The organism is Thalassotalea sediminis (assembly GCF_030295915.1).
Lineage (GTDB): Bacteria > Pseudomonadota > Gammaproteobacteria > Enterobacterales > Alteromonadaceae > Thalassotalea_C > Thalassotalea_C sediminis.
Genome location: NZ_AP027361.1, coordinates 853864 through 876403, shown reverse-complemented (window position 1 = coordinate 876403; position 22540 = coordinate 853864). Strand labels below are relative to the sequence as shown.

Here is a 22540-nt window from a genome sequence, read left to right as displayed (position 1 = left end):
CCTAAAGGCACATTATGCTAGAGATAGTTGGCATTGACCATATTGTATTACGAACAAATAAACTTGATGCAATGCTACATTTTTATTGCAATGTATTAGGTTGTCATATTGAACGTGAAACAGATAAAGAACAGGGATTAACACAATTACGTGCTGGTAGCGCGCTTATTGATATTGTAAACGTTGACAGTGAGTTAGGTCGTTTGGGAGGAAAAGCACCAACCTCAAATGATAACAACCTTGATCATTTTTGTTTGCAGTTAGCACCAATCAACCAAGCTGCGATTAAACAGCACTTTCAAAACCACCAAATACAAATTGGAGATTTTGAACGTCGTTATGGCGCTGAAGGGTATGGCGATTCTGTATACCTTAACGACCCACAAGGGAATACCATCGAACTACGTTCTAAGCGCTAGCATCTATAATGATAATCGTTTGCTTAGGATATTCATGACTTTCGAGGGAGAACAATCCTAACTGAAAGCCCACCGCCAATCCTATTATGTAATGATATATTGCCATCATGCGCTTCAATAATTTCTCGGCAAAGTGCTAGCCCTAACCCTGTACCCGATTGTTTAGTCGAATAGAACGGGATCAGTGCATTCGTTAGCACTTGTTCTGACATCCCCGTACCACGGTCTTTAACCTCAAAGGTTAATTGTGAACTTGATAATCCAATACATAATGCGACTTCTGATAAAGCTGAGCCAGATTCTTGCGCATTTTTGATCAAATTAATGAGCACTTGTTCCAATTGGCTAGGATCAAACGTCACAACTTCATCAGGAATATTATCTGGTGCTACAAAGGAGAGTTGTGCTTTTAGCTGCGCAATAAAAGCAGATAAATTATTTGCTTCTAACCGTGGTGTCGGTAATTTTGCAAATTTAGCATAACCCGAAATAAAACTATTTAAATGATCGATACGCTCTTTTATCGTGTCAAAAATCAACGGCAACTTCTGGTCTTGATACTTCTTAGCAATTAATTGACCAGAGTGAGTAACTGAAGAAATGGGCGCTAATGAGTTATTTAATTCATGGCTTATTACTCTGATGACTTTTTTCCAAACCGCAACTTCTTGTCTACTCAACTCCCGTGTCATGTGCTTTAACAAAAATAATTGATGCTTTTTATTATTCAGTAAAAAGTCACCACGTGATAAATGCCATGTTTCGCTATTGTCCGGTTCTTCAATAACGAATAAACCGTCTCGGTGCTGCATTATTGCCTGACATAATGCCTCTGGCCAATGCTTCATCAGCGCATCTAGTTTTTCACCTTCCATGCGCTTGCCTTGATTTAAAAAATGACGAGTTTCGCTGTTTGAATAAACAAAGTAACCATCGTCATCAACCAAAAACATCATTATTGGTGAGCTTTCTATCACTTTATCTAATAACAATTCACGTTGATAAATACTTTGTTTTTCAGCACGTAATTTTTCAGCAACCTCATTATATAAGTGACACAACTGGCTCAATTCATCTTTGCCTTTTATGGCTAAACTATTCGAAAATTCATTATCTCTAAAATTTAATAACCCAGACTCCAGTGCCAGCAACTTGTTTTCAATGAAGGCAAAAAAGTAATGTACGATAGCAATAACAAATGCACTACTAAACACTAAAACGAATAACAGTAATTGCCAGTCCGTCGCTGAAAGAAAAAAGAATAAAATACTATTTGAAAGCCAAGTAGCGCCTACTGCAATGATTAATAACCGCCCTTTTAAGGTATTAAACATTACTTGTCGATCCCAAACTTTTCCATACGGCGATACAATGCTTGTCGACTTAAACCTAGCGACTTAGCCGCACGACTTATAACGCCATTATTATTGGCAATCGCCTGTTCTACCATTTGTTGCGTGATCACGTCATCTTGCTGTGCATTCAATTGTGGACTTGAGCTTTCTAAACCGAAATCTTCTGGCTGCCATTCTTGAGATTGAGAAAGTAACATAGCACGTTGACAGGCATTTTCTAGCTCTCTCACATTCCCAGGCCATGAATGCCCTTTTAAAGTCTGCGCTGTTATTTTCGAAAGTGGTTTAGCCCCCCTTGTGAAATGTTCAACGAGTGGAATAACATCATCTGTGCGCTCATTTAATGCAGGTAGCTCTAGGCCAATAACATTCAAACGATAATATAGATCTTCTCGAAAGTTTCCTTGTTCAATATCTAAAGAAAGATTAGCGTTAGTTGCACTAATGACTCGTACATTAACTTTTATTGTTTCATGGCTTCCTAAACGTTCAAATTCGCCAGTTTGTAGTACACGTAATAATTTAATTTGCCCTGATAACGATAAATTGCCTATTTCATCTAAGAATAAAGTACCACCATCAGCAGCTTCAAAACGGCCAATACGTCGTTTATTGGCGCCCGTATAGGCGCCCGCCTCTGCACCAAAAAGCTCTGCTTCCATTAAGTCTATCGGTAAGGCGCCAACATTTACTTTTATAAAAGGATTAGCTGACCTTAATGAGTTTGCATGTACGATATCAGCAATTTTTTCTTTACCTGCACCATTTGGTCCAGTGATCAAAACACTTACGTCTGATTTCGCGACTTGAATACTCATATCAACAAGTCGTTGCATTTTAATACTTTTAAAAATAAGGCCACATAAATTAGCTTCACTTAAATGCGTTTCGCGTTCTCTATTTTGATTGATCAGCGATTGAGACGCCTGTCTCACTTCATATAGCTCAATTAAATTATTAATAGTGATGAGTAACTTTTCATCATCCCACGGTTTGGCTAAATAATCGGCAGCACCATGTTTAACAAGCTCAATTGCTGTTGTTAAGTCTGTCCAAGCTGTAAGTAAAATAATAGGCAAATCAGGCAGCATTTCACGCATTTGATAAAATGCCTGTTTACCTTCCTCGCCACTGGTTGTGTCTTGCGTAAAGTTCATATCAAGAATGACTAATGCAATTCGTTGATAATTTAATATAGGCATGGCCTCGGCAGGACAGCTTGCAGTAACCACCTGATAATCATGCAGCTCTAGCAAAATACTTAATGCATTACAGACCGATGGATTATCATCGACTACTAATATTTTTTCCATAAATCAGTTTGTTACCTTAGCTGAACTGATATCACCACAAAGAGCATCAGCCTATCAAACTCAATGATTGAAATGAATCAATTTGCTGCAATTATTGATGATATCCATGGTTGATAACTTGATACCCTCACTTGATATGACTTATGACCATATAATCCGGCTTGAAAATCACTCAAAGGGCCGTCAACATAATCCCACGAAAACATACCGACTAACCACTCACGACCATCTTTTTTTGATAATTACAGGTCCACCGCTATCTCCAGAACCATCAATTCCCTCTAACGGTAACGCTTTTTCAGGCTGGTCAAATGTTATGGCTAACCAGTAAGGTGTTACTTCCTCAATTTTATTTTCGAGTATACGTAGCACTTTATCACGCTTGGTCTCGAAAACTGCACCGCTAATGCCATCTCCAGTTGCGCCTTTTCCATAACCAATAACGCGCTTACCTAATTCATCTGATTTAGTATATATAGATAACGGACTGACACTATCAACTGATGTTGATAGCTTTACCAAGGCAATATCACGATTAGCAAACTGAAAATCCATTGTCGCTTTCGTACCTTTTTCCAAGGTGGACGGCTCAAGCTTTCGATAATCTTTATGGATGAAAACTGATTCAATTACATACTCTTTGCCCGCAATATCAATCGTTTTACCTTGATAATCATAGAAAATCACATGTGCGACAGTTAAAATCCAATTTGGCGCAATCAAGACTCCTTGTCCTTCATGCGGCATATTAACTAGATACTGCGGTGAATTTTTAACAACATAATCATCTGCACTTTTGTCATGCCTAATAACTACCGCGAAACTTGTAGAACAAAAAACAAGTAAGATAAACAGACACCATATTTTTTTCATTAAACTTTCCTTAGATCAAAAGCATTAGTAATTACGCTAATGCTTTTTTAAATGGCATGACTACACCGAGCGGGTCGCGATTGCCGGTGATATTTTTGAAGCCTTTAAGGCAGGTATAAATACCGCAACTTCAATAACCAAAATAATACCCACTAATGTTGCACCAATATAATTAAAAGACAATGCATCAGAAGAAAAGTAGGTCATCAAGTAGTTATTAAGAACTAACGCCAAAATAATGCCCAATATAATGCCTATTCCAGCAATTAATGCACTTTCAGTCATAAAATACCTTTGAATATCAACACGACTTGCGCCTAATGCTCTGCGAGTGCCAATTTGTTTTTGTCGACGATTAACATTAAAAATTGTCATACCGGCAATACCTAAGGCAGTAATAAAAATAAGTACGGCAATAATAACCATCAACATATTCGTCATCAGTTTATCACGCTGATAACTCGTAGCTTTCATGTCTTCGATGGTGGATATTTCGTTTATCACACGGCGATTTTCCAATTTTAATAAAATGTCTTGAATATCTTTCAAAATATGATCAACTTGCCCAGGCTCAACACGAATAGCAAATCGAATAAACTGATGCACAGACAATACTGGCATTAATACATTGCGATCTACCATAGGAGAATGCACCCAAGGCCCTTGCATCTTATCGATAATACCAATAATTTGAAATGGCATATCAATACTATACATATATTTACCTAACGCATTTTCGTCTGGAAAAATCTCGTCAGCTAACGCTTGAGTAATGATTGCCACTTTGGGCGCTTCAGCCCCAGTTTCTCGGACAATAAAATCATCAGGACGGAAGTCTCTCCCTTTTGTGATTTCATGACCAAAAAGCTTAGTAATGTTGTAATTTCCAGTAAACACACCAGCACCGGCAGATATAGCACCTTCACCTTCCAACTGATTACGAAAGCCCCAAGAATCGCCACTACCAGATAACGGCAGTTGATTTATTCCTGTCGCCTCGACAACACCCGGTATCTCCATAATCTTTTGTTGATCAACTAATAATTGCTTCGCTATATCAACATTATCATCGTAAAAATACATTGCTACGCCAATAATTTCTGATTCAGGTATACCACTATCACGATTCATATCGTCGATGCGTTCTTTGATAATAAATGCGGCATTACTGACAATTGCTAGTGTTAATGCGATTTGCATGATGATCAAAATAACACTACTTTTATTTCGCATCATGGCATTAAAAATGGGAGAAATATGTAACATAATGCAGCTCCTATTGTGTTTTTAAATAAATAGATGGCAACGTTGTACATACGCGCCAAGCGGGGTAAATGCCCGCTACCACCGTTGCCGTTACCGCAATTAACGGTGCTGCGATAAACATGGTTAAATCCATTGATGCAACAAAATCAAAACCATCAAAGTTATTTTTCAATAATGACAATCCAAAATACGCAAAGGCTAATCCAAGTAATCCGCCAAGCAATCCAAGCATGCCGACTTCTACTAAATGTTGAGCAAATACTTGTCCACGACTCGCACCTAGCGCTCTACGCACACCTACATGTGGTGCATTACGTAAAAATTTAGCAAGCAATAAACCGATACTATTAACTAAGCACACCACTAAAAACATAAAACTGACAGCAACGAGCACATAAGAGTCGTCACCGACAACATTGTTATAGTCAAGCCACTCCTGAACATTGCGCAACACACCTCTGGCATCGTCGCGTTCAAAACGAGCTAGTTTCTTTTGTTGCTCAACATACCCTGATAAATACTGTGAAAACGCTTCTTTGTCTTTTGTGTTGGGTAATTCGGCCCAATATTGTGTCCATAAAAGTTCTGAATCGAGCTTTTCTTGATAGTTGTTAACGCGTTCAGCTTTCCAACCATTGTTATTTCCCCAAGAGTGTAATTCGTAAACGCTAGATAAAACAAAGGGAATAAACACCTGTTCAGCGCTTTGAAACGCGCCATTGTTAACATCATAAAACTTTGGCTTCGGCTGCCAAGACGCTGTAATACCAACAATTTGATAAGTAGTAGCGTTTAAGAAAATTTCTTTACCTGTGTTATCACCACCACCAAATAGCCTGTCATTTAATTCTTCACTGATCACCACTTGAAAGGTTGGGTTTTCATCTACCGTTTTACTCCACGGTCCACCATATAGAAATTTAACGTCAAACATTGAAAAGAAATGACGTGTAGTAACACGGCTTGCATGCAATACAGGAGCAAACTCGGGGTCAAGCGTACGTACAGAAAAACCCGTTTTATACATAGGTGTATGTTTTAGATCAGGTAATGCACGCATCAGGTTCGTTGCATCTTGATAAGTCATTTGTTGAGGTACATTATCTGTGGTGTTCCACGTAGAGTCGCTACCGGTTGATTGCAACTGTACAGCAAATAACTGATCTGACTTTTCACTAATCGGATTGTTACCCGTCATATGATTTAACGTTAATGCTGTCATTGAAATTCCGATGCCACAGGCAATCGCCAACACCATCAGCATTGTAGTACCTAGCGTGCTTTTTAAGCTTTTTATCGCAAGTTGAATATAATAACTAAACATGCTTTTTCCTTAGCCTTTTAGGCAATTGCTTCCTGTTCTTTTGCAGTTTTGCCACCTTGGTACATGGTAAAGTCACAAAGTTGCCCATCAACAATTTGAATATTGCGCTCAGCTCTACGGGCAAGTTCAGCATCGTGTGTTACCATAACGATTGTAGTGCCTTGTTTGTTTATTTTTTCTAATAGTTCCATCACTTGTTTTGCCATTAAACTGTCAAGGTTACCGGTTGGCTCATCCGCTAATAAAAATTTAGGTTCACCGGCTAATGCTCTTGCAATAGCAACACGTTGTTGTTGTCCACCCGACAACTGTGAAGGTAAGTGTTTCATTCGCGATGCTAAACCAACAAGCTCTAATGCATGCTCTATTTTTTGTTTGCGCTCTTTAGCGCTAAAGCCGCGGTAACGCAACGGAACATCTACATTTTCAAAAAGATTTAAGTCGGGAATTAAATTGAAGCCTTGAAATATAAAGCCAATTTTCTCATTTCTTAACCGCGATAGATCTTTATCACTTAAGCCAACAATACTTTGTCCATCAAGCTGATAGTCACCTGAAGAAATATTTTCTAACAACCCTGCAATATTTAAAAAAGTCGTTTTCCCCGAACCCGATGGGCCCGTTACTGCGATAAACTCCCCTTCTTTAACCGTTAAATTGAAATCACGTAACGCGTGTGTTTGCACTAATTCCGTTTGGTATACTTTATTAATATCTGACATCACTAACATAATGTTCTCCTTAATTTTTTTAATTTTTCAGTACGATTAATAAAGCAAAACACGCGCTTTATCATCAAATAGTTCTAGGCTAGAAATAACCAGTGTGTCACCTTCTTTAACGCCCTTTACAATTTCGATATGACTCATGCTAGTTGCGCCGCTTTCAATCGAAACACGCTCAGCTGAGTCATCATGCACCACATAAGCTAGCTTACCAGCACCGCTTTGATAGAATTGGCCTCTACGAACCATCAAAACATCTTCTTTTTGCTCTAATATAATGCGACCACTTACGCGTTGGTTTTGGCGTAAACTTGTACCTTGGGTTTCATCCATTCTTACTCTTGCCGTCACTTGACTACCAATAACTTCTGGAGAAATTGACGCCAGTTTTCCATATAAAGTTTTACCAGCCATACTGACTTCCACGGTCATTCCTAACCCAAGTTCATCAGCATAAGCTTCTGGTACTTGTAATTCAGCTTCATAAGCTGACAGGTCAACAACCATCATCAATGAATCGTTATTGTTTACTTTTGCTTTTTGCTCTACTAGCCAGTTACCAACAATGCCACTGACTGGAGATAAAATGTCTAACTCATCAACTTTACGTTGCAATTCAGCTAAACGTTGTTGCTCAGCTTTCAGCTCTAACGCTTTGTTCTCTACTTCAAAGGCTAGAGTGTCAATTGCTAGCGTTGCCTCCTGTTCAGCATGCTGAGTACGTAAACGAGACTTAGCTAATTCGTCTTGTGCTTGCTCAAAGTCAATTTGACTAATAATGTTACGCTCTATCGATTGATTAGCTCGGCGCGCTTCTCTTTCGGCTGCTGCAAGGTCAACCTTTGCTAGTTCTAGTTTTTGTTGATACTCAAGCTGTTTTCTTCGAGAGGCGAGTTTTTCTCGATTTAATGCAGAACTTAATCGTTGTACTAACGTTTTTTGTTGGCCAAGTGTTGCCATTAATTGCGGACTATCTATTTGCGCAACCTTTTGCCCAAGCTCTACCATGTCTCCTGGCTTCACTTTTAATGTGACTAAGCCTTGTTCAGGGCTATAGATAATGGGTGCATTAGCTGCCACTATTTTACCTGAGGCAACTATATCTCTTAATAAATCACCACGCTCAACTGTTGCCATTTTTAGCTGTGCTCTCGCAATGCTTTTTTCAGCGCTAAGCCACGTTGAAATAGCTTGCCAAGTAACAAACAATAAAATACCTGCAAAGGCGACCAACGCCACTTGCTTTACCTTACTGGTTTGTTTAGAGACAACGTGTGTGTCTTGTTGGCTAGTATCCCTAATCATTGAACATCCTCATTTATAACGACTAACCTAATAAAGCACCTAACATGCCAAAACACTATCCTATTGAATAGTATTGATATTTTCCATTTCCAGCCTTATTTACAGTGTCCGCGGACACTTTTCGAGCGGACAGAGCTAGTTTGATACGGACAGGTGGACAGTAAAATAACGACTTTTTTCAAGATGCAGAAATACTATAGAGTGGTTGACCAGAAGTATCGTAAACAGGTACAGTGTGTGAACAATAAAATAACAATAAAGTTGAATATAAACCTCTAGTTACGTGCAACAAAGGTTGAGCACATTCCTTAATAACTGCTCATAGTAACTTAATTGTAAGTACACTAAGACTTATTCAACATATCGAGTAATTGATGACGTTTTTAAGTGCAGGTAAATTCGTAACATCCATTTGGTGTATTTCGATATTTTTCATATCCCATTTAACATTTGCAAAAGAAGTAAATGATTACTTTCTTGATTTTTATACTGAAAATTACCCTCCATCTTCCTATATTCATCAGGATAGACTAACCGGGTTATCTGTAGAAACACTTAAATTAATGTGGCAAGAACTCAAACTGCCAGAAAAAGACATTCATGTCGTTCCTTGGGCACGAGGGTTTCATTACGCTAAAAGCAATCGCCATTCAGTGCTCTTTGCTATGTCTAGAACACCAAGCAGAGAATCGTTGTTTCACTGGGTTGGTCCGATATTTACTGCAACTTATGTTGTCGTAGCCAAAATAACAATTGCTCAAGACAAACTCACTGAAGAACGTTTGTTTAGCAATAGTTTTGCACTGATCAGAGACGATATTACCGAAGAGTTACTGAAAACCAAAGGTGTGAAAAACTTAATCCCAAGCCCAGATATAGAACATGCAGAACGCATGTTAGCAAATGATAGAATTGATATGATGGCTATTTCAAAAAGCGGCCTTCGCAGTATATTGGCACGTTCCCCAGAAAAACGTGACCAATACAAAATAGTGTATACATTAGCTGAAATTGGCGATTACTTTGCTTTTAATAAAGCGGTACCAAAAAGTGTAGTGACACAATATCAGCAGGCTTTTAATAGCGTATCACCGGCGCTTGAACACTTAAGAACTAAATTTAACGTGTATGAGTCTACGTCGTTAGCAAACTAGAAAAAGCCGAGAAAATTTAACGCAATCTCTATATACTATGACGGTATATTTTTTCATTTCTACAGAGAGCAATTATGAGCAGAACGGTTTTTTGTCAAAAATTACAAAAAGAAGCCCCAGGCTTAGCATTTCAATTATATCCAGGTGACGTAGGCAAGCGTATTTTTGATAACATTAGCCAAGAAGCGTGGACCGATTGGCAGAAAAAGCAAACCATGCTTATTAATGAACATAAAATGAATATGATGAATCCAGACGATCGCGCTGTACTAGAAAAAATCATGGTAGATTATTTATTCAACAATATAGAACCTAATATCGAAGGTTATACGCCAGAACAGAAATAAATGCATTTACTATGTAAACATCAAAAGTAAAAATTTTTAGTACCAATTTAGTATCAAACGTTGAAATTCAATCAATATTCGCATTAAATGACAGCAATACGGAGAAAAAAACAACAAACAAACATTTTTTCAAAAAAAAGTGTTGACGGTTGAAACGAAAAACAGTTTAATACGCCCCGTCTTCAAGGCAAAGCCAAAAAGACATGTACTATGATAATTTATTATCTAGTGCCTCGATAGCTCAGTCGGTAGAGCAGGGGATTGAAAATCCCCGTGTCGGTGGTTCGATTCCGCCTCGAGGCACCATTATTTTGAAGTAGTGATTTGTAGAAACAATCATTAGTTCGGTGCCAAGGTAAATTATTCCTTTGAATGTATTTATCGCACACAGTCTTTGTGTGCCGACTTAGCTCAGTTGGTAGAGCAACTGACTTGTAATCAGTAGGTCGCCAGTTCGACTCCGGCAGTCGGCACCATTTATCAGATAAGCCCAGCATTCGCTGGGCTTTTTTGTATCTAATTATCAGAGATAAATATTGAGGCCTTTTTATTTATCAAAGATAAACTGCCCTACGCATCTATTCTGCCTATATACGTTAGTGGAGCGTGTCATACCAAATGATTTTGTGAATATTCGCAACTTAGTCATCTTAAAAAATCACCACTTTACTCAGTTACTTCCTTTGTTTTTCATAACAGGGTAAGCTGCAACTTTATCTTTTTTGGGACTTACTATGGAATTCTTAACAACAGTGGCTTTTTTATTAGCATCCACTTCAGCAATAACACGTCCTGCACCATTAGTATCTATTCCGAGCCATGATGGCTTTTTTGACAATATTGCTGCCCACTGCGGTAAAGCGTATGAAGGCACTGTAACGGTTGACAATGCCAAAGGGCCGAGCTCATTTGCTGATAAAAAGCTCGTTATGCATGTGCGCCGATGTAGCGAACGAGAGCTACAAGTGCCATTTCATGTAGGAAAGGATGCATCTCGTACTTGGATTATTACTAAAACAGGCAGTGGATTAAGTTTAAAGCATGACCATCGTCATAAAGACGGTACTAATGATGTGTCGACTATGTACGGCGGTCATACTATTGATGCGGGTTTTGAAAATGTGCAGTCTTTTCCTGCTGATCAGTATTCAAAAGAACTATTTGTAAGCCAAGGTATCCCTCAGTCAATGGGTAATACATGGCAGATGTATATTTACCCTGAAAAATTTACTTATCGCTTAATCCGCCAAGGTCGAGAGTTTCGTGTTGATTTTGATTTAACCAAGCCAATCACTCCGCCAGCAACTCCTTGGGGATATAAAGACTAAGAAGAAAAACCTAATGATAACCAAGCTAAAGCTTTAGAAAACATATCAGGTTTAATAAAGCTTTTAACAAAGTTAAATTAAAAACGGATTGGTGACACGTGTATATTATTGTATTTCGTTATCGGCCTTTATCCTTATCCGATGCATTGGGCAATGCATGAGCAAATTATTATCAGCCATTGCTCACAATTCCACATAACCTTTTAAAAATGCTTCCATTCAACTTTTAATGCAAGTTGTGACATTTGTCATATCCAATTGATGACATTCGTCTATTACCAAAAAGTTATATCGCCTCGATAATGGCTCTCGAAAGCTCAATACAACTAAGGACCGTTACTATGAAACATTCAATCTTATTCACATTGCTATTTAGTAGCTCAGTTTTAGCCGACCAAGCATCTGTTGATGCCATTGAACAGGCTGCGATGACGATGAATTTATCAACATTAAAACAGTTGGTCACTCAAACAACTGACTATGATAAAGCGCTTGCTTATTATCGTTTGGCGATTATACAAAGTACTAACGCGAAAACGGAAGCCGCAAATACATCGCTCGACAATGCAATTGACCAGCTCGTTACGCTAACAGAGCAAAACCCTGAAGATGCCGAAAGCTGGGCATTGCTAGCACAAGTTTATGGTTACAAAATTAGTTTTTCGCCATTAAAAGCCGCTTATTACGGGCCAAAGTCAGGAGTAGCTTTATCGAATGCCTATGAACTTGCGCCAAATAACCCACGAGTACATTTGATAAAAGCGATTAGTGAATATAATACACCAGCGATGTTTGGAGGCAGTAAAAAAGCAGCAATAAAATCTTTGGATAAAGCCATTGAGTTGTTCCAGTTTGATAATGCGGTAGACACAAAATGGGGTCATGCAGAAGCTTACGTGTGGCGTGGTTTATCGCAGCTTGATATATCCGAAACGGCAAATGCGATAGCCGATTGGCGACAGGCGACTGAGATTTCGCCTAATTACAGCTGGCCGCAATTTTTAATCGAACAAAATCAGTAATGCCTTTTAGCCCACATAGGCTGTGGGCTAAAAACCTAGATATAATTACACTCACTCAAGGGTTTATTACAATGAAAACATTAGAGCAATATCGAGAAGAATTTAAACAAAAGAAGCTGATAACTATGCCGCTTTCAGGTGCGATAGTATGGTTTTTATTAGGGGTGTTAAGTTTCTACTTGCCGTCAGAGCAAATGGTACTGCCTCTTTATATAGGTACAGGATCCATTTTCTATTTGGCGCTGTTTTTGTCAAAATTTACGGGTGAGAAATTATTGGCTAAAAGCACTGATATGAACCCATTTGATAAATTATTCCTTTATACGGTTGCAATGTCTCTTTGTGGCTTTTCAATTGCCATTCCTTTTGGTTTAGAAAATTATTCATCGTTGCCTTTAAGCATCGGGATTATCTCAGGTCTAATGTGGTTACCAATTACTTGGATTATTGGCCATAATGTTGGCGTTCTGCACACTTTACTTCGCACCATCCTCATTGTTATTGCATGGTTTATGTGGCCTGAAATCCGCTTTACAACCATCCCTTTTATCATTGTTTTTGTTTACGGTATCAGTATCACGCAGCTTTACCTTAGGCATAAAAAAGTACACCAATTACTTACGATACAAGTAGCAAAAACATAAAGAAATCGGTACTTTATGGAAAAGGGAGAATATTGTGTCAGATAACTTTAACCAAGCATTGGCGGATAAACGCAACCCATATTGGCTTTGGGGGCCACTCGCCTTTTCCATTTTTTATTTCTTACCCCTTATATTTAATTTGTCTGTTTTCATAGGGCCACGCTTAGTCGGTGTTTTCGGCATTTATTTGGCATTCTTAGCACTCTATAAAAAAGCTATTTTTGCTAAGGGAGAAAAGGTATTACTGCCAACTTTGGGGATTATCTTTTTATGCGTTTTAGGTACTTATATTACACCGGGCACTCAAGCTTTATTTGGTTATGCCGCCTATTTTTGTGGTTTTAATTTTCGTTTCAATAAAGGGATTCAAGGTCTTACCGGAATTTTGCTCGCTATTGTTCTTTCCGCAGAGCTTTTTTCATATCGCGATGCCTTTTTCTTAGCACCAGCACTTATTGTTTCAATTGGCCTATTCTTTTTTGGTCAAGCTGAGCGTAAAGATCGCCTACATAAGCAAAAAGAAAACATTAGCCAGCAAAAAGTAGAGCATTTTGCCGCAATTGCCGAACGTGAACGTATTGCGCGTGATTTACATGATTTAGTGGGACATTCACTTTCATCAATAGCACTTAAAGCCAATTTAGCTGAGAAGTTGATCAGTAAAAACCATCATGAAAAAGCTGCTACTGAAATTCACGAAGTTGCTTCATTGTCCCGTGAAATATTGGCGCAAGTTAGAGAAGCTGTATCAGGCATAAAACAATACAATTTGCCAAAACAGATAGAAAAACTGGTTTCTGAATTGGAAAGTCACAATATCACGGTGAAAAAAAACATTGATTTAACGAGTTTACCACCTCATCTTGAATTGCCGTTGATATTTATTTGTACCGAATTAGTGACCAATATTCTTAAACATAGTTCCGGTGATCAGGTGCTAATTGATATTCAAACTACATGTGTTGATGATCAAGTTTTAGCACTTACTATAAAAGATAATGGACAGGTTTTGGCGCCCAATTGGGGTAATGGTTTAACAGGTATAAAAGAACGGTGCCAACTGATAAATGCTGAGTTTACCATCAACACACAAGACGGTTTTTGTGCACGAATCACTTTAGGAAAAGAATAGATGATCAAGGTATTAATCGCGGAAGATCAAGCGCTAGTGCGAGGCGCAATTTCAGCATTGCTAAGCTTAGAAGATGATATAGAGGTAATTGCAGAAGCCGCAAATGGCCAAGAAGCAATGTCACTTATTGAAACGCATGCTGTTGATATTGTATTGACCGATATCGAAATGCCAATAATGACAGGCATTGAACTGGCTGAAAAGTTAGTCGATGTAAATCCTTCGGTTAAAACAGTTATTATGACCACGTTCTCTCGCTCAGGGTACATAAAGCGTGCGCTAAAATCTGGGGTCATGGGGTTTATTTTAAAAGAAGCAGATTCAGATGAACTGGTTGCGGCAATAAGAAATGTAAGCCAAGGAACGAAAGTATTCAGCGCTGAACTTGCTTTATCTGCGCTTGATGACAACGACCCTTTGTCTGAAAAGGAACGTAAAGCGTTAAAACTTGCCAGTGATGGTCTTAAAACGGCAGAAATAGCGGAGCAACTCTTTTTATCTCAAGGCACTATTCGTAATTACTTATCTGAGGCTATCGCAAAGCTCAATGCCACTAATCGTGTCGATGCCGCACGTATTGCTCGTCAAAAGGGGTGGTTGTGACACCTGCTGATTTCTAGACAATGCCTTGTTAATCGCATCTACTTCTTCTACAACGTAGATTGGTAGATTTGAGTTGTGCTAACTGTATAACGTAAATATTTAATGCTAGATTTTATTTTTCAATTGTGTGCTCATTTAATGAGTTAATATTGTTTGAGACTATTAGCTTTTCCAAATATTGCCACTCCTAGCGTATATCTACAGGCAGTTACATAAGCTAACTAGTCAGCACTGTAACCTTTATTAGGCATATCACGTAGAAACTGCCAATCTCTCATAATAGCAACAACCTTTAAACGCTAAAAGTAACTGTTTACTAAACTCTCTTTAGCACTAATCACCCTTTAAAATACTTTTTTGAAAACAGTAAATTAAAATTTAACCGACAAAAGTAAAGCCGCTTTTATCCCACCTTAAGAAGCATATCTCAAGTTAACCACAAATGTTTATTGTATAAACAGACAAAATTAAACTTGAAAATAAATTGTGATGTTATAACATTGCCAACCTTTATAAATCTTACCTGATTGGTTAACACTGAAATATTTAATAGGCATATTTCACTACCAATACAGAATACAGTAACTTAACTCTTTAAAAAGTAGACAAATAATGACTCGCACCACGCAAATTAAATTATCTGTATTAGCAACTTCCATCGCTTCTGTTTTATCGCTTTCATCATTTACAGCGACAGCTACCGAACAAAATTTAGAGAAAATTGAAGTACAAGGACACTGGCAAGCATATCGCGGTAACGTTCCATTAATCGAAACACCCCAAGCAGTTGATAGAATCGACGCAGATACCATTGAAAACGAAAATATTACTCGATTTATTGATGCACTGGATTTTTCGCCAAGTATAGTAAGGCAAAACAACTCTGGCGGTATGTTTGATAGCTTTGCTATTCGCGGCTTTTCCGGTGATGAAAACAATCCTACAGGTTATTTAGTAAATGGTTTCAACTCACGCGGGTATAACGGTAATAGAAGTACAGCAAATATTGAAACGATTGAAGTGATGAAAGGCCCAGGTTCAGCATTATATGGCCAAGGTGAGCCTGGCGGTACAATCAACATTATTACCAAAAAACCGCAATTTGATGAGCAAGGTTTTATTCAAGGAACACTAGGCAATTACAGTAAGAAACAAGTTGAATTTGACTACACGAATGCACTAAATAATGTTGCCGCTTATCGTTTAAATGGTTCGTATGAAGACTCTGACACTTATCGCGATCATGTTTACCTTGAAAGTTTACATTTAAGTCCTTCTGTACTATGGAACATCTCTAATACCACGAGTCTAAGTTACGAAATGGAAGTGCTTGATCAGAAAAAGCCATTAGATCGTGGCGTTTATGTCTTAAATAATGATTTTAACGCCACCAACCCTGAGGATTTTTATGGTGATATTCGCGATGGCGCTCACGAAGTTGAAGCACTAGGCCATCAATTGTTGTTAAATCACACGATCAACAATGACTGGCATATGCTAGCAGGCCTTGCATATAGAGATTCATCATTTAAAGGTATATCTTCTGACACTGAACTTTCTAGCGGTCGTCAGCTGGTTTATACCGATCCCGACACACTATCAAGACAGCGCAGAGAGCGTGATTATCAAGCAGAAGATTTATCGGCGCGTATTGAATTAAGCGGCGAACTTATATTCGGCGATATTAAACATAATTTGTTAGTCGGCTTAGACTATTTTAACTATGATTTAAATACTGACTACAAGGTTTGGCGCACAGCTTGGGGGACAGACGATACAACATACAGCATCGATCCCAATATGCCTGATTACACGCAAGTTAGACCTATCGCATCACCGAAAACACAAACCGCAGAACAACAAGAAGGTTTGGGGTTGTACGCACAGGACCTGATTGAATTAACCGAAAGTTCAAAATTACTCGTTGGCTTTAGGGTCGATAAATTTAAGCAGGACATTTTAAATAAGCTTAGCAATGATTCACAACACAAAGAGCAAACAGAAGTTACACCGCGTGTAGGCTTGGTTTATGAACTTAATGACACTATAAATTTATATACAAGCTATGCGGAAGGTTTTAGACCAAATCCGGGGCTCGATGCAGACAGAAACGCCTTTGATCCAGAAGAAACCAGTTCCTTTGAAATTGGCGCTAAGTGGCAAAATATTGCAAATAGATTTTCAGGGAGTATTGCAATATACGATGCAGAAAAAACCAATATGTTAACTGCAGAGCCAGATACAGGACTATCTGCCACATTAGGAGAAGTTGAAAGTCAGGGCGTTGATTTTCAATTAACGACACACCTTACTGACAATACCGTGGTTGAGTTAGCCTATGCTTATACTGACGCTAAAACGGCAAATGATGTTATCAATTCAGATTGGGGCGTTCCTATTCCTAAAGGTTCTAGGCTCATTAATATAGCAAAACACAGAGGTCACCTAGCACTCAAACATTTCACCGAAATAATGGGTAAAGACACATACTTGGGGGCTTCTGTAAACTATGTAGGAGATCGTTTGGGTGAAACGACTGACGCAGATTATATCTTACCGTCGTATTCTTTAGTTAACCTTTCTGCCGCTATAGATCTAAGCAAACAAATTAGTGTGAAGTTTGATGTTAATAATTTATTTGATAAACACTATTTTGAAAACTCATACCATAAACTATGGACAATGCCTGGTTCGCCAGTCAACTATAACATGACAGTAAAATACCAATTTTAATCAACTTAAATTACGCTATTGCGTGTAGTTAATTTCATGCAATAGCCAACCAATAATTCAAACTTACGATAATCATATGACATCAAATACTCACATTGATTCACCCTACCAAGAGTCATTAAAATCAACACCTAATGCTATTAAAAAGCGCCTCGTATCGATCGATATTTTGCGAGGGTTAGTCATGTTGCTCATGTTAGTCGATCACGTACGCGAACGATTTTTTTATCATCACAATGTTGCCGATCCAATGATCCTCGATGAAACAGACACAAGTTTGTTTTTTACCCGGATCAGTGCGCATTTTTGTGCCCCCGTATTTGTATTTTTAACGGGATTATCTGCATGGCTTTACGCCCACCCAAGTAATGGCAATCAACGTTCAGCCCAAAGCTTTTTACTTAAACGCGGGTTATTTATAATTTTTGTCGAAATAACCTTAATTAACTTTTCTTGGTTTGGCGACTACAACGCACTTTATTTGCAAGTAATGTGGGCTATTGGCTTAAGTATGGTTGCCCTTGCCATAGTTACTAAGCTACCTCATTGGTTAATTGGTTGCTTGGGCTTTATTATTGTATTTGGGCACAACGCGTTAGCATTTATTCACTTTCAGCCAAACGAACTTGGTTATACACTTTGGACTATTTTGCATGATAGAGGTTTTATCTTTACTGGCGAGTCCTTCAAAGTAAAAGCGTCATACCCCGTATTACCTTGGATTGGCGTAATCTTACTGGGTTACTTTATTGCACCAATATTTTCTTCCCATATTAACGCTCAAAAAAGAACATCTACCTTAATACTTTGCGGAATTAGCTGTATTTTACTGCTACTGGTATTAAGAGGGTTTAATATATATGGAGAAACGCTACCTTGGGTTTCTGGTGTTAATTGGCTTGAATCTTTAAAATCTTTTATTAACTACACTAAGTATCCTCCTTCTCTAGATTTTCTACTGTTTACCTTGGGGATTGCATTATTACTACTTGCCACTTTAGAGCAGGCGAATAACAGCATAACGAACGCTATAGCGTACTTTGGTGGCGCACCAATGTTTTTTTATATCCTCCATTTATATGTGTTATTAGTGTCATATCGAGTATTAGTATCAATGTTTGGCACCAATAAAGGTGAGTACTGGGGAGTAGATTCTATTTGGCAAATTTGGTGCATTGCCGCATTTCTAGCGATACTACTTTATTGGCCAACGAAGAAGTTTGGAGTCTTTAAAAGAAAAAGTAATGCAGCATGGACAAAATACCTTTAATGAATATGCTCCTTTTCAAATGTGTTATTACGTTTTTATCGAGCGTTATAACTTCCTAATTTAAGAGCCATCATTACGAAAAGAAAAGCCACCGATTATCGGTGGCTTTTACATACTGTCAATCTATTTCAAGATGACATAACACTTACAAACGATAAATATTATCCGCACTGTCTCGGTCAATTAATCGAACAAATGGGTCAACGCCAACATACTTAGGTTTTTCATCAACAGTCAATTTAATCACATTCTCACCAGATTTAATTTCATGTTTTTCTAGATATTGCACCAGCTCTTCTGCAGAAAGATCTTCGGGATCTGCGCTAAATAAACCAATATCAATCATGTCTGAGAACTCTTTTTCAGTCTCTATACCTTGACCATCAGCTGTTAGCATTGCTGCATCAACCGTAATAGTTACATCAAACTTTCCATCGTCACGATCAGTAACTTCAACGTTTGTCGTTTTAAGATCATAAAGCGTGATATGTTCGAATAAGCTACTGATAAACTGTTTTTCTTGTTCATCAGCATCTTGTTTAATGTACGCCATTAAATCAAGCGTTGTAGGATATGGTGTGCTCTGATATTTAAATTCAGTTAGAAAATCAGCCAGTGCTTTATTTAATTTTTCTTCACCTAATCTATCTTTCAATGCCATCATCACAACAGATCCTTTGCGATAGTGAATATACTGTTGATTTTCACTACGGAACAACGGCATTTCTTCAATCGCTTCAACGCTTCTGCCACGCAGGTATCGATCTAATTCATACTTTAAGAATTTACGAATCTTCTCTGGGCCATATTTCTTCTCCATCACCATTAATGCAGCGTACTGCGATAATGATTCAGAAATAATAGCACTGCCTTGAACATTAGCGGCGCCTACTTGATGTCCCCACCATTGGTGAGCAACTTCATGAGCAGTAACGTAATACACTGGGTCTATATTTTCAGGATCGCGTAGATCGGTAATAAAACCAATTCGCTCTGAATACGGCACCGTATTCGCAAAGCTTTGCGCAAATGACCGATAACCTGGAAATTCAATTATACGCATTTGCTGGTGCTGATAAGGACCAAACTCTTGCGTGAAGTAATCAATTGAATCTTTTACTGATTCGATCATGCGATCAACATTCATATGATGGTCTTTATGATAGTAAATTTCGATATCAATGCCTTTATACTGCTCTTTTTTAGCTTCAAGTTTGGCAGACATTATCGAGTAAAAGTTCACCATTGGCGCATTCATTTTATAATGATACGTTCGACGGCCATCTTCGACTTTTTCACTTTGCACATATCCCGGCGCGATAGCGAATTGATCTTCACTTGTCGTAATTGTCGCTTCAAAGTCGATAAAGCCAACGCCTTTGCCAAAAAAGCTTTCATTATAGTAACGACTATCTTCTAACTTATTTGCACGTTCAATTGGATCAAGTTCGCGCTTTCTACGTTCATGGCGATCTACTAATTGCCAATCTTGGCGATAACCAAATGCGGGAAATAGCTCGAAATTATTAATAAACGTTCCATTTTCAACAAGCATAAAGTCATTATTACCATCAGAGAAACCTTGATGTGAACGATGCGCAATTAATTGCCCTGTTCTGCTTTCACCTGGCGCTAATGGTTTATCAAATTCAAACCATGCAGTATCAAATTTAGCATCAACATCTTTCAATTTGCCTCCAGCTATTACCACATCCCATTTTTTTGAAAATCGTGGTTTAGACACAAGAAAGCGCTCAATGTTTGTATCTGTGGTGTTTTTAACGGTAATTTCAGCAACGGCTTCAATTCGACGCTTAGCAGGATAAATATCAACTTTTGCATGCGTTTTAGTGATCATTGGTAATTCGTCATCTTTATGAGCAACATACTGTTTTTCATATTCTGCTTGAAGATCATGACGATCTTCTTGGATCACATATTCATTCAAGACACGCGTGTTGTAGTGAATATAAGCACCTGAAGCAACAAATATCGCTAAACCAAGGCCTATTGCTACTTTACCTTTACTACCTAAGTAATAACCCACTTTGCTAAATCGCGTTTTTAGCGGTTGAGCAGGTCCTCTGTGCCATAATGCATACGTTAACGCGGCTAAGATAATTGTTGCACCTAACCAATAAAGCATGTACCAAGAATGGGCTGTTAAAAAATGGCCATAAGTATTTATGTCTGAATAAAAAACTTGCGGTGATCCAGAGAACTGAAACATATTATGACTGAAACCAAAGCTACTTATTACCAACGTAGAAATGATATACAGCACAAACAATAGCATCCCAATATATTTATTCGGGCTAAGTACTTGTAAAAAGAAAGCTAATACCGCAGTCATTATTAACGGCACTAGATTCACATAACCTAGTCGAATGAAATATTGTGAAAATTCAAAATTATCATACCCTCTGATTATTTGGTTGAGCACGGTAACTGAAATACCAAAAACATATAACAACGCTAGCACTAAACTGATGGCAATAATTTTCGATAACCAAAATGTGATGTTATTTACTGGCATTGAATCAACAATATCACCCATGCCTGAATTACGCTCACGCCATACAATTTCAGCACTGTAATATGTTAAGACAATCAGCATTAATAATCCGGTTGATCCCGAAATTAATTGAATCATTGATTGTGTGATTGGCCAGTTTGGTGTGCCAAACATTGCCCGAGGATCAATAAGCGGAGCAACTAAAGCAAATACGGTAAAGGCGCCAAGTACTAAAAATGGTGCACTGAATATCACTTGTTTTATTTCAAATTTAATCCGTAACCATAAATGAGCCCCAGTTGTAATACCTTGGCTTTTATAGTCAACACGATTAGCGAGTGCTGAATCAGAGTTTTCTTCAACTTTTTGCTTCTCTTTCTTATTCGCTTTTGGTTGTGTGAGTGACACTTTACGGGTAAATCCACCAAAAACTGCCATAATTACAACACTTGCAATTAGCCAGATTATGCGGTTTTCAAGCAAAACACCGGTTAACTCAACGGCCGTATTATTTTTGTCGTGCATGGTCCAATAGCGCGTTACTTCGCCAAAGGTATTGACACCAAAAGGGTCTGCCAGTGCAACAATCGTACGATATTCAGGGTCTGAAAATAGTTGTCCTGCAACGGTATAGGCAATAAAGAAGCCTACGGCAATTAAATAGACAGCCATCATACTACGAAAACGAATAGCGACTGCGTAAAACATGCAAGATAAAACCAGTAAGGTTGGCAAGGCTAAATAAAAATACGCGGTAAAATAATAAGTAAGATTAGTGGCGCCTAATCGCTCTGCATCCACCCAGCCTGCTAAACCTCCAATAACCGTTCCTAAAAGTATCCCTAATGGCACAAAAGCAAACACTGTTGCAACCATAGCAAAAGATCCAAAGAAACGACCTAGTTGATAGCTAATTGGATTAATTGGCTTGCTATAAAGGATCTCAGCCATTTTAGTAGTGTCATTTCTGGTTGCAGTACTTGCAACATAATTAACCACCAAAAACATGGCGAATATCCCCATGATAACTAGGGTTTGCGCAATAGAGTATGGCCCATTGTATAGAACGTTACCGCCACCACCAATTTGCACATTATCGCTAACAGTTGCGAAGAATGTCAGTAAGAAAAAGATCGCACTTGTAACAATAAAAGAAGGTTGACGAGTATAGTATCGCCATTCAAATAAAAACATTTTTGCAAACATAACTTA

At 38.2% G+C, this 22540-nt stretch carries 18 protein-coding genes and 2 tRNA genes; 12 read left to right on the top strand and 8 right to left on the bottom strand.

Features of this window, described 5'->3' with window-relative positions:
* Positions 1-14: 14 nt before the first annotated feature.
* The gene (locus tag QUE09_RS03980; RefSeq protein ID WP_286234918.1) at positions 15-419 is read left to right on the top strand and encodes a VOC family protein; all 405 of its coding nucleotides are present in this window, start codon (positions 15-17) and stop codon (positions 417-419) included.
* Positions 420-451: 32 nt separating this feature from the next.
* On the opposite strand, the gene QUE09_RS03975 is transcribed toward QUE09_RS03980, so the two are convergent.
* The 7 genes from QUE09_RS03975 to QUE09_RS03945 form a co-directional block, all read right to left on the bottom strand.
* A complete protein-coding gene (locus QUE09_RS03975) occupies positions 452-1753 on the bottom strand; it encodes a sensor histidine kinase (RefSeq protein WP_286234917.1) in 1302 nt (433 codons plus the stop codon).
* Positions 1753-3087 (bottom strand): sigma-54-dependent transcriptional regulator, encoded by a 1335-nt coding sequence (locus QUE09_RS03970; RefSeq protein WP_286234916.1) that lies wholly within the window; start codon positions 3085-3087, stop codon positions 1753-1755. Before QUE09_RS03970 ends, QUE09_RS03975 begins: the two co-directional genes overlap by 1 nt.
* Before the next feature lie 219 nt (positions 3088-3306).
* Positions 3307-3960, bottom strand: a complete 654-nt coding sequence (locus QUE09_RS03965; protein WP_286234915.1) for a trypsin-like serine protease — start codon at positions 3958-3960, stop codon at positions 3307-3309.
* Positions 3961-4020: 60 nt separating this feature from the next.
* Positions 4021-5226 carry an ABC transporter permease gene (locus QUE09_RS03960; protein ID WP_286234912.1) on the bottom strand — a complete coding sequence of 402 codons (1206 nt, stop codon included), beginning with the start codon at positions 5224-5226 and terminating at the stop codon, positions 4021-4023.
* Positions 5227-5236: 10 nt separating this feature from the next.
* A complete protein-coding gene (locus tag QUE09_RS03955) occupies positions 5237-6550 on the bottom strand; it encodes an ABC transporter permease (protein WP_286234911.1) in 1314 nt (437 codons plus the stop codon).
* Positions 6551-6567: 17 nt separating this feature from the next.
* On the bottom strand, positions 6568-7281 hold the full coding sequence (locus QUE09_RS03950) for an ABC transporter ATP-binding protein (protein ID WP_286234910.1): 714 nt from the start codon (positions 7279-7281) through the stop codon (positions 6568-6570).
* 36 nt (positions 7282-7317) lie between these two features.
* Positions 7318-8580 carry an efflux RND transporter periplasmic adaptor subunit gene (locus QUE09_RS03945; RefSeq protein ID WP_286234909.1) on the bottom strand — a complete coding sequence of 421 codons (1263 nt, stop codon included), beginning with the start codon at positions 8578-8580 and terminating at the stop codon, positions 7318-7320.
* Between the two features lie 374 nt (positions 8581-8954).
* Here QUE09_RS03945 and QUE09_RS03940 point away from each other — a divergent pair, with 374 nt between their 5' ends.
* The 11 genes from QUE09_RS03940 to QUE09_RS03890 all read left to right on the top strand — a co-directional run bounded on the left by QUE09_RS03940 (position 8955) and on the right by QUE09_RS03890 (position 18813).
* Entirely contained in the window at positions 8955-9734 is a 780-nt protein-coding gene (locus QUE09_RS03940) for a substrate-binding periplasmic protein (RefSeq protein ID WP_286234908.1), read from the top strand.
* A 74-nt stretch (positions 9735-9808) separates the two neighbouring features.
* A complete protein-coding gene (locus tag QUE09_RS03935) occupies positions 9809-10081 on the top strand; it encodes an oxidative damage protection protein (protein WP_286234907.1) in 273 nt (90 codons plus the stop codon).
* Between the two features lie 230 nt (positions 10082-10311).
* Positions 10312-10387: transfer RNA gene (locus QUE09_RS03930), tRNA-Phe, on the top strand.
* Between the two features lie 94 nt (positions 10388-10481).
* Positions 10482-10557 (top strand) — tRNA-Thr (locus QUE09_RS03925).
* 258 nt (positions 10558-10815) lie between these two features.
* Positions 10816-11409, top strand: coding sequence for a hypothetical protein (locus QUE09_RS03920; RefSeq protein WP_286234906.1), 594 nt, complete (start codon positions 10816-10818; stop codon positions 11407-11409).
* A gap of 341 nt (positions 11410-11750) precedes the next feature.
* On the top strand, positions 11751-12431 hold the full coding sequence (locus QUE09_RS03915; RefSeq protein ID WP_286234905.1) for a tetratricopeptide repeat protein: 681 nt from the start codon (positions 11751-11753) through the stop codon (positions 12429-12431).
* A 71-nt stretch (positions 12432-12502) separates the two neighbouring features.
* Positions 12503-13075 (top strand): DUF7010 family protein, encoded by a 573-nt coding sequence (locus QUE09_RS03910; protein ID WP_286234903.1) that lies wholly within the window; start codon positions 12503-12505, stop codon positions 13073-13075.
* Between the two features lie 34 nt (positions 13076-13109).
* Positions 13110-14207, top strand: a complete 1098-nt coding sequence (locus tag QUE09_RS03905; RefSeq protein WP_286234902.1) for a sensor histidine kinase — start codon at positions 13110-13112, stop codon at positions 14205-14207.
* A complete protein-coding gene (locus QUE09_RS03900) occupies positions 14208-14810 on the top strand; it encodes a response regulator transcription factor (protein WP_286234901.1) in 603 nt (200 codons plus the stop codon).
* 612 nt (positions 14811-15422) lie between these two features.
* Positions 15423-17543 carry a TonB-dependent siderophore receptor gene (locus QUE09_RS03895; RefSeq protein WP_286234900.1) on the top strand — a complete coding sequence of 707 codons (2121 nt, stop codon included), beginning with the start codon at positions 15423-15425 and terminating at the stop codon, positions 17541-17543.
* Positions 17544-17619: 76 nt separating this feature from the next.
* The gene (locus tag QUE09_RS03890; RefSeq protein WP_286234899.1) at positions 17620-18813 is read left to right on the top strand and encodes an acetyltransferase domain-containing protein; all 1194 of its coding nucleotides are present in this window, start codon (positions 17620-17622) and stop codon (positions 18811-18813) included.
* 145 nt (positions 18814-18958) lie between these two features.
* On the opposite strand, the gene QUE09_RS03885 is transcribed toward QUE09_RS03890, so the two are convergent.
* On the bottom strand, positions 18959-22534 hold the full coding sequence (locus QUE09_RS03885) for a M1 family aminopeptidase (RefSeq protein ID WP_286234898.1): 3576 nt from the start codon (positions 22532-22534) through the stop codon (positions 18959-18961).
* Positions 22535-22540: the final 6 nt, after the last annotated feature.

Excerpts from the sequence above, each read along its gene's own strand:
- QUE09_RS03980 (WP_286234918.1), top strand. The coding sequence starts at position 15 with ATGCTAGAGATAGTTGGCATTGACCATATTGTATTACGAACAAATAAA.
- QUE09_RS03975 (WP_286234917.1), bottom strand. The coding sequence starts at position 1,753 with ATGTTTAATACCTTAAAAGGGCGGTTATTAATCATTGCAGTAGGCGCT.
- QUE09_RS03970 (WP_286234916.1), bottom strand. The coding sequence starts at position 3,087 with ATGGAAAAAATATTAGTAGTCGATGATAATCCATCGGTCTGTAATGCA.
- QUE09_RS03965 (WP_286234915.1), bottom strand. The coding sequence starts at position 3,960 with ATGAAAAAAATATGGTGTCTGTTTATCTTACTTGTTTTTTGTTCTACA.
- QUE09_RS03960 (WP_286234912.1), bottom strand. The coding sequence starts at position 5,226 with ATGTTACATATTTCTCCCATTTTTAATGCCATGATGCGAAATAAAAGT.
- QUE09_RS03955 (WP_286234911.1), bottom strand. The coding sequence starts at position 6,550 with ATGTTTAGTTATTATATTCAACTTGCGATAAAAAGCTTAAAAAGCACG.
- QUE09_RS03950 (WP_286234910.1), bottom strand. The coding sequence starts at position 7,281 with ATGTTAGTGATGTCAGATATTAATAAAGTATACCAAACGGAATTAGTG.
- QUE09_RS03945 (WP_286234909.1), bottom strand. The coding sequence starts at position 8,580 with ATGATTAGGGATACTAGCCAACAAGACACACACGTTGTCTCTAAACAA.
- QUE09_RS03940 (WP_286234908.1), top strand. The coding sequence starts at position 8,955 with ATGACGTTTTTAAGTGCAGGTAAATTCGTAACATCCATTTGGTGTATT.
- QUE09_RS03935 (WP_286234907.1), top strand. The coding sequence starts at position 9,809 with ATGAGCAGAACGGTTTTTTGTCAAAAATTACAAAAAGAAGCCCCAGGC.
- QUE09_RS03920 (WP_286234906.1), top strand. The coding sequence starts at position 10,816 with ATGGAATTCTTAACAACAGTGGCTTTTTTATTAGCATCCACTTCAGCA.
- QUE09_RS03915 (WP_286234905.1), top strand. The coding sequence starts at position 11,751 with ATGAAACATTCAATCTTATTCACATTGCTATTTAGTAGCTCAGTTTTA.
- QUE09_RS03910 (WP_286234903.1), top strand. The coding sequence starts at position 12,503 with ATGAAAACATTAGAGCAATATCGAGAAGAATTTAAACAAAAGAAGCTG.
- QUE09_RS03900 (WP_286234901.1), top strand. The coding sequence starts at position 14,208 with ATGATCAAGGTATTAATCGCGGAAGATCAAGCGCTAGTGCGAGGCGCA.
- QUE09_RS03895 (WP_286234900.1), top strand. The coding sequence starts at position 15,423 with ATGACTCGCACCACGCAAATTAAATTATCTGTATTAGCAACTTCCATC.
- QUE09_RS03890 (WP_286234899.1), top strand. The coding sequence starts at position 17,620 with ATGACATCAAATACTCACATTGATTCACCCTACCAAGAGTCATTAAAA.
- QUE09_RS03885 (WP_286234898.1), bottom strand. The coding sequence starts at position 22,534 with ATGTTTGCAAAAATGTTTTTATTTGAATGGCGATACTATACTCGTCAA.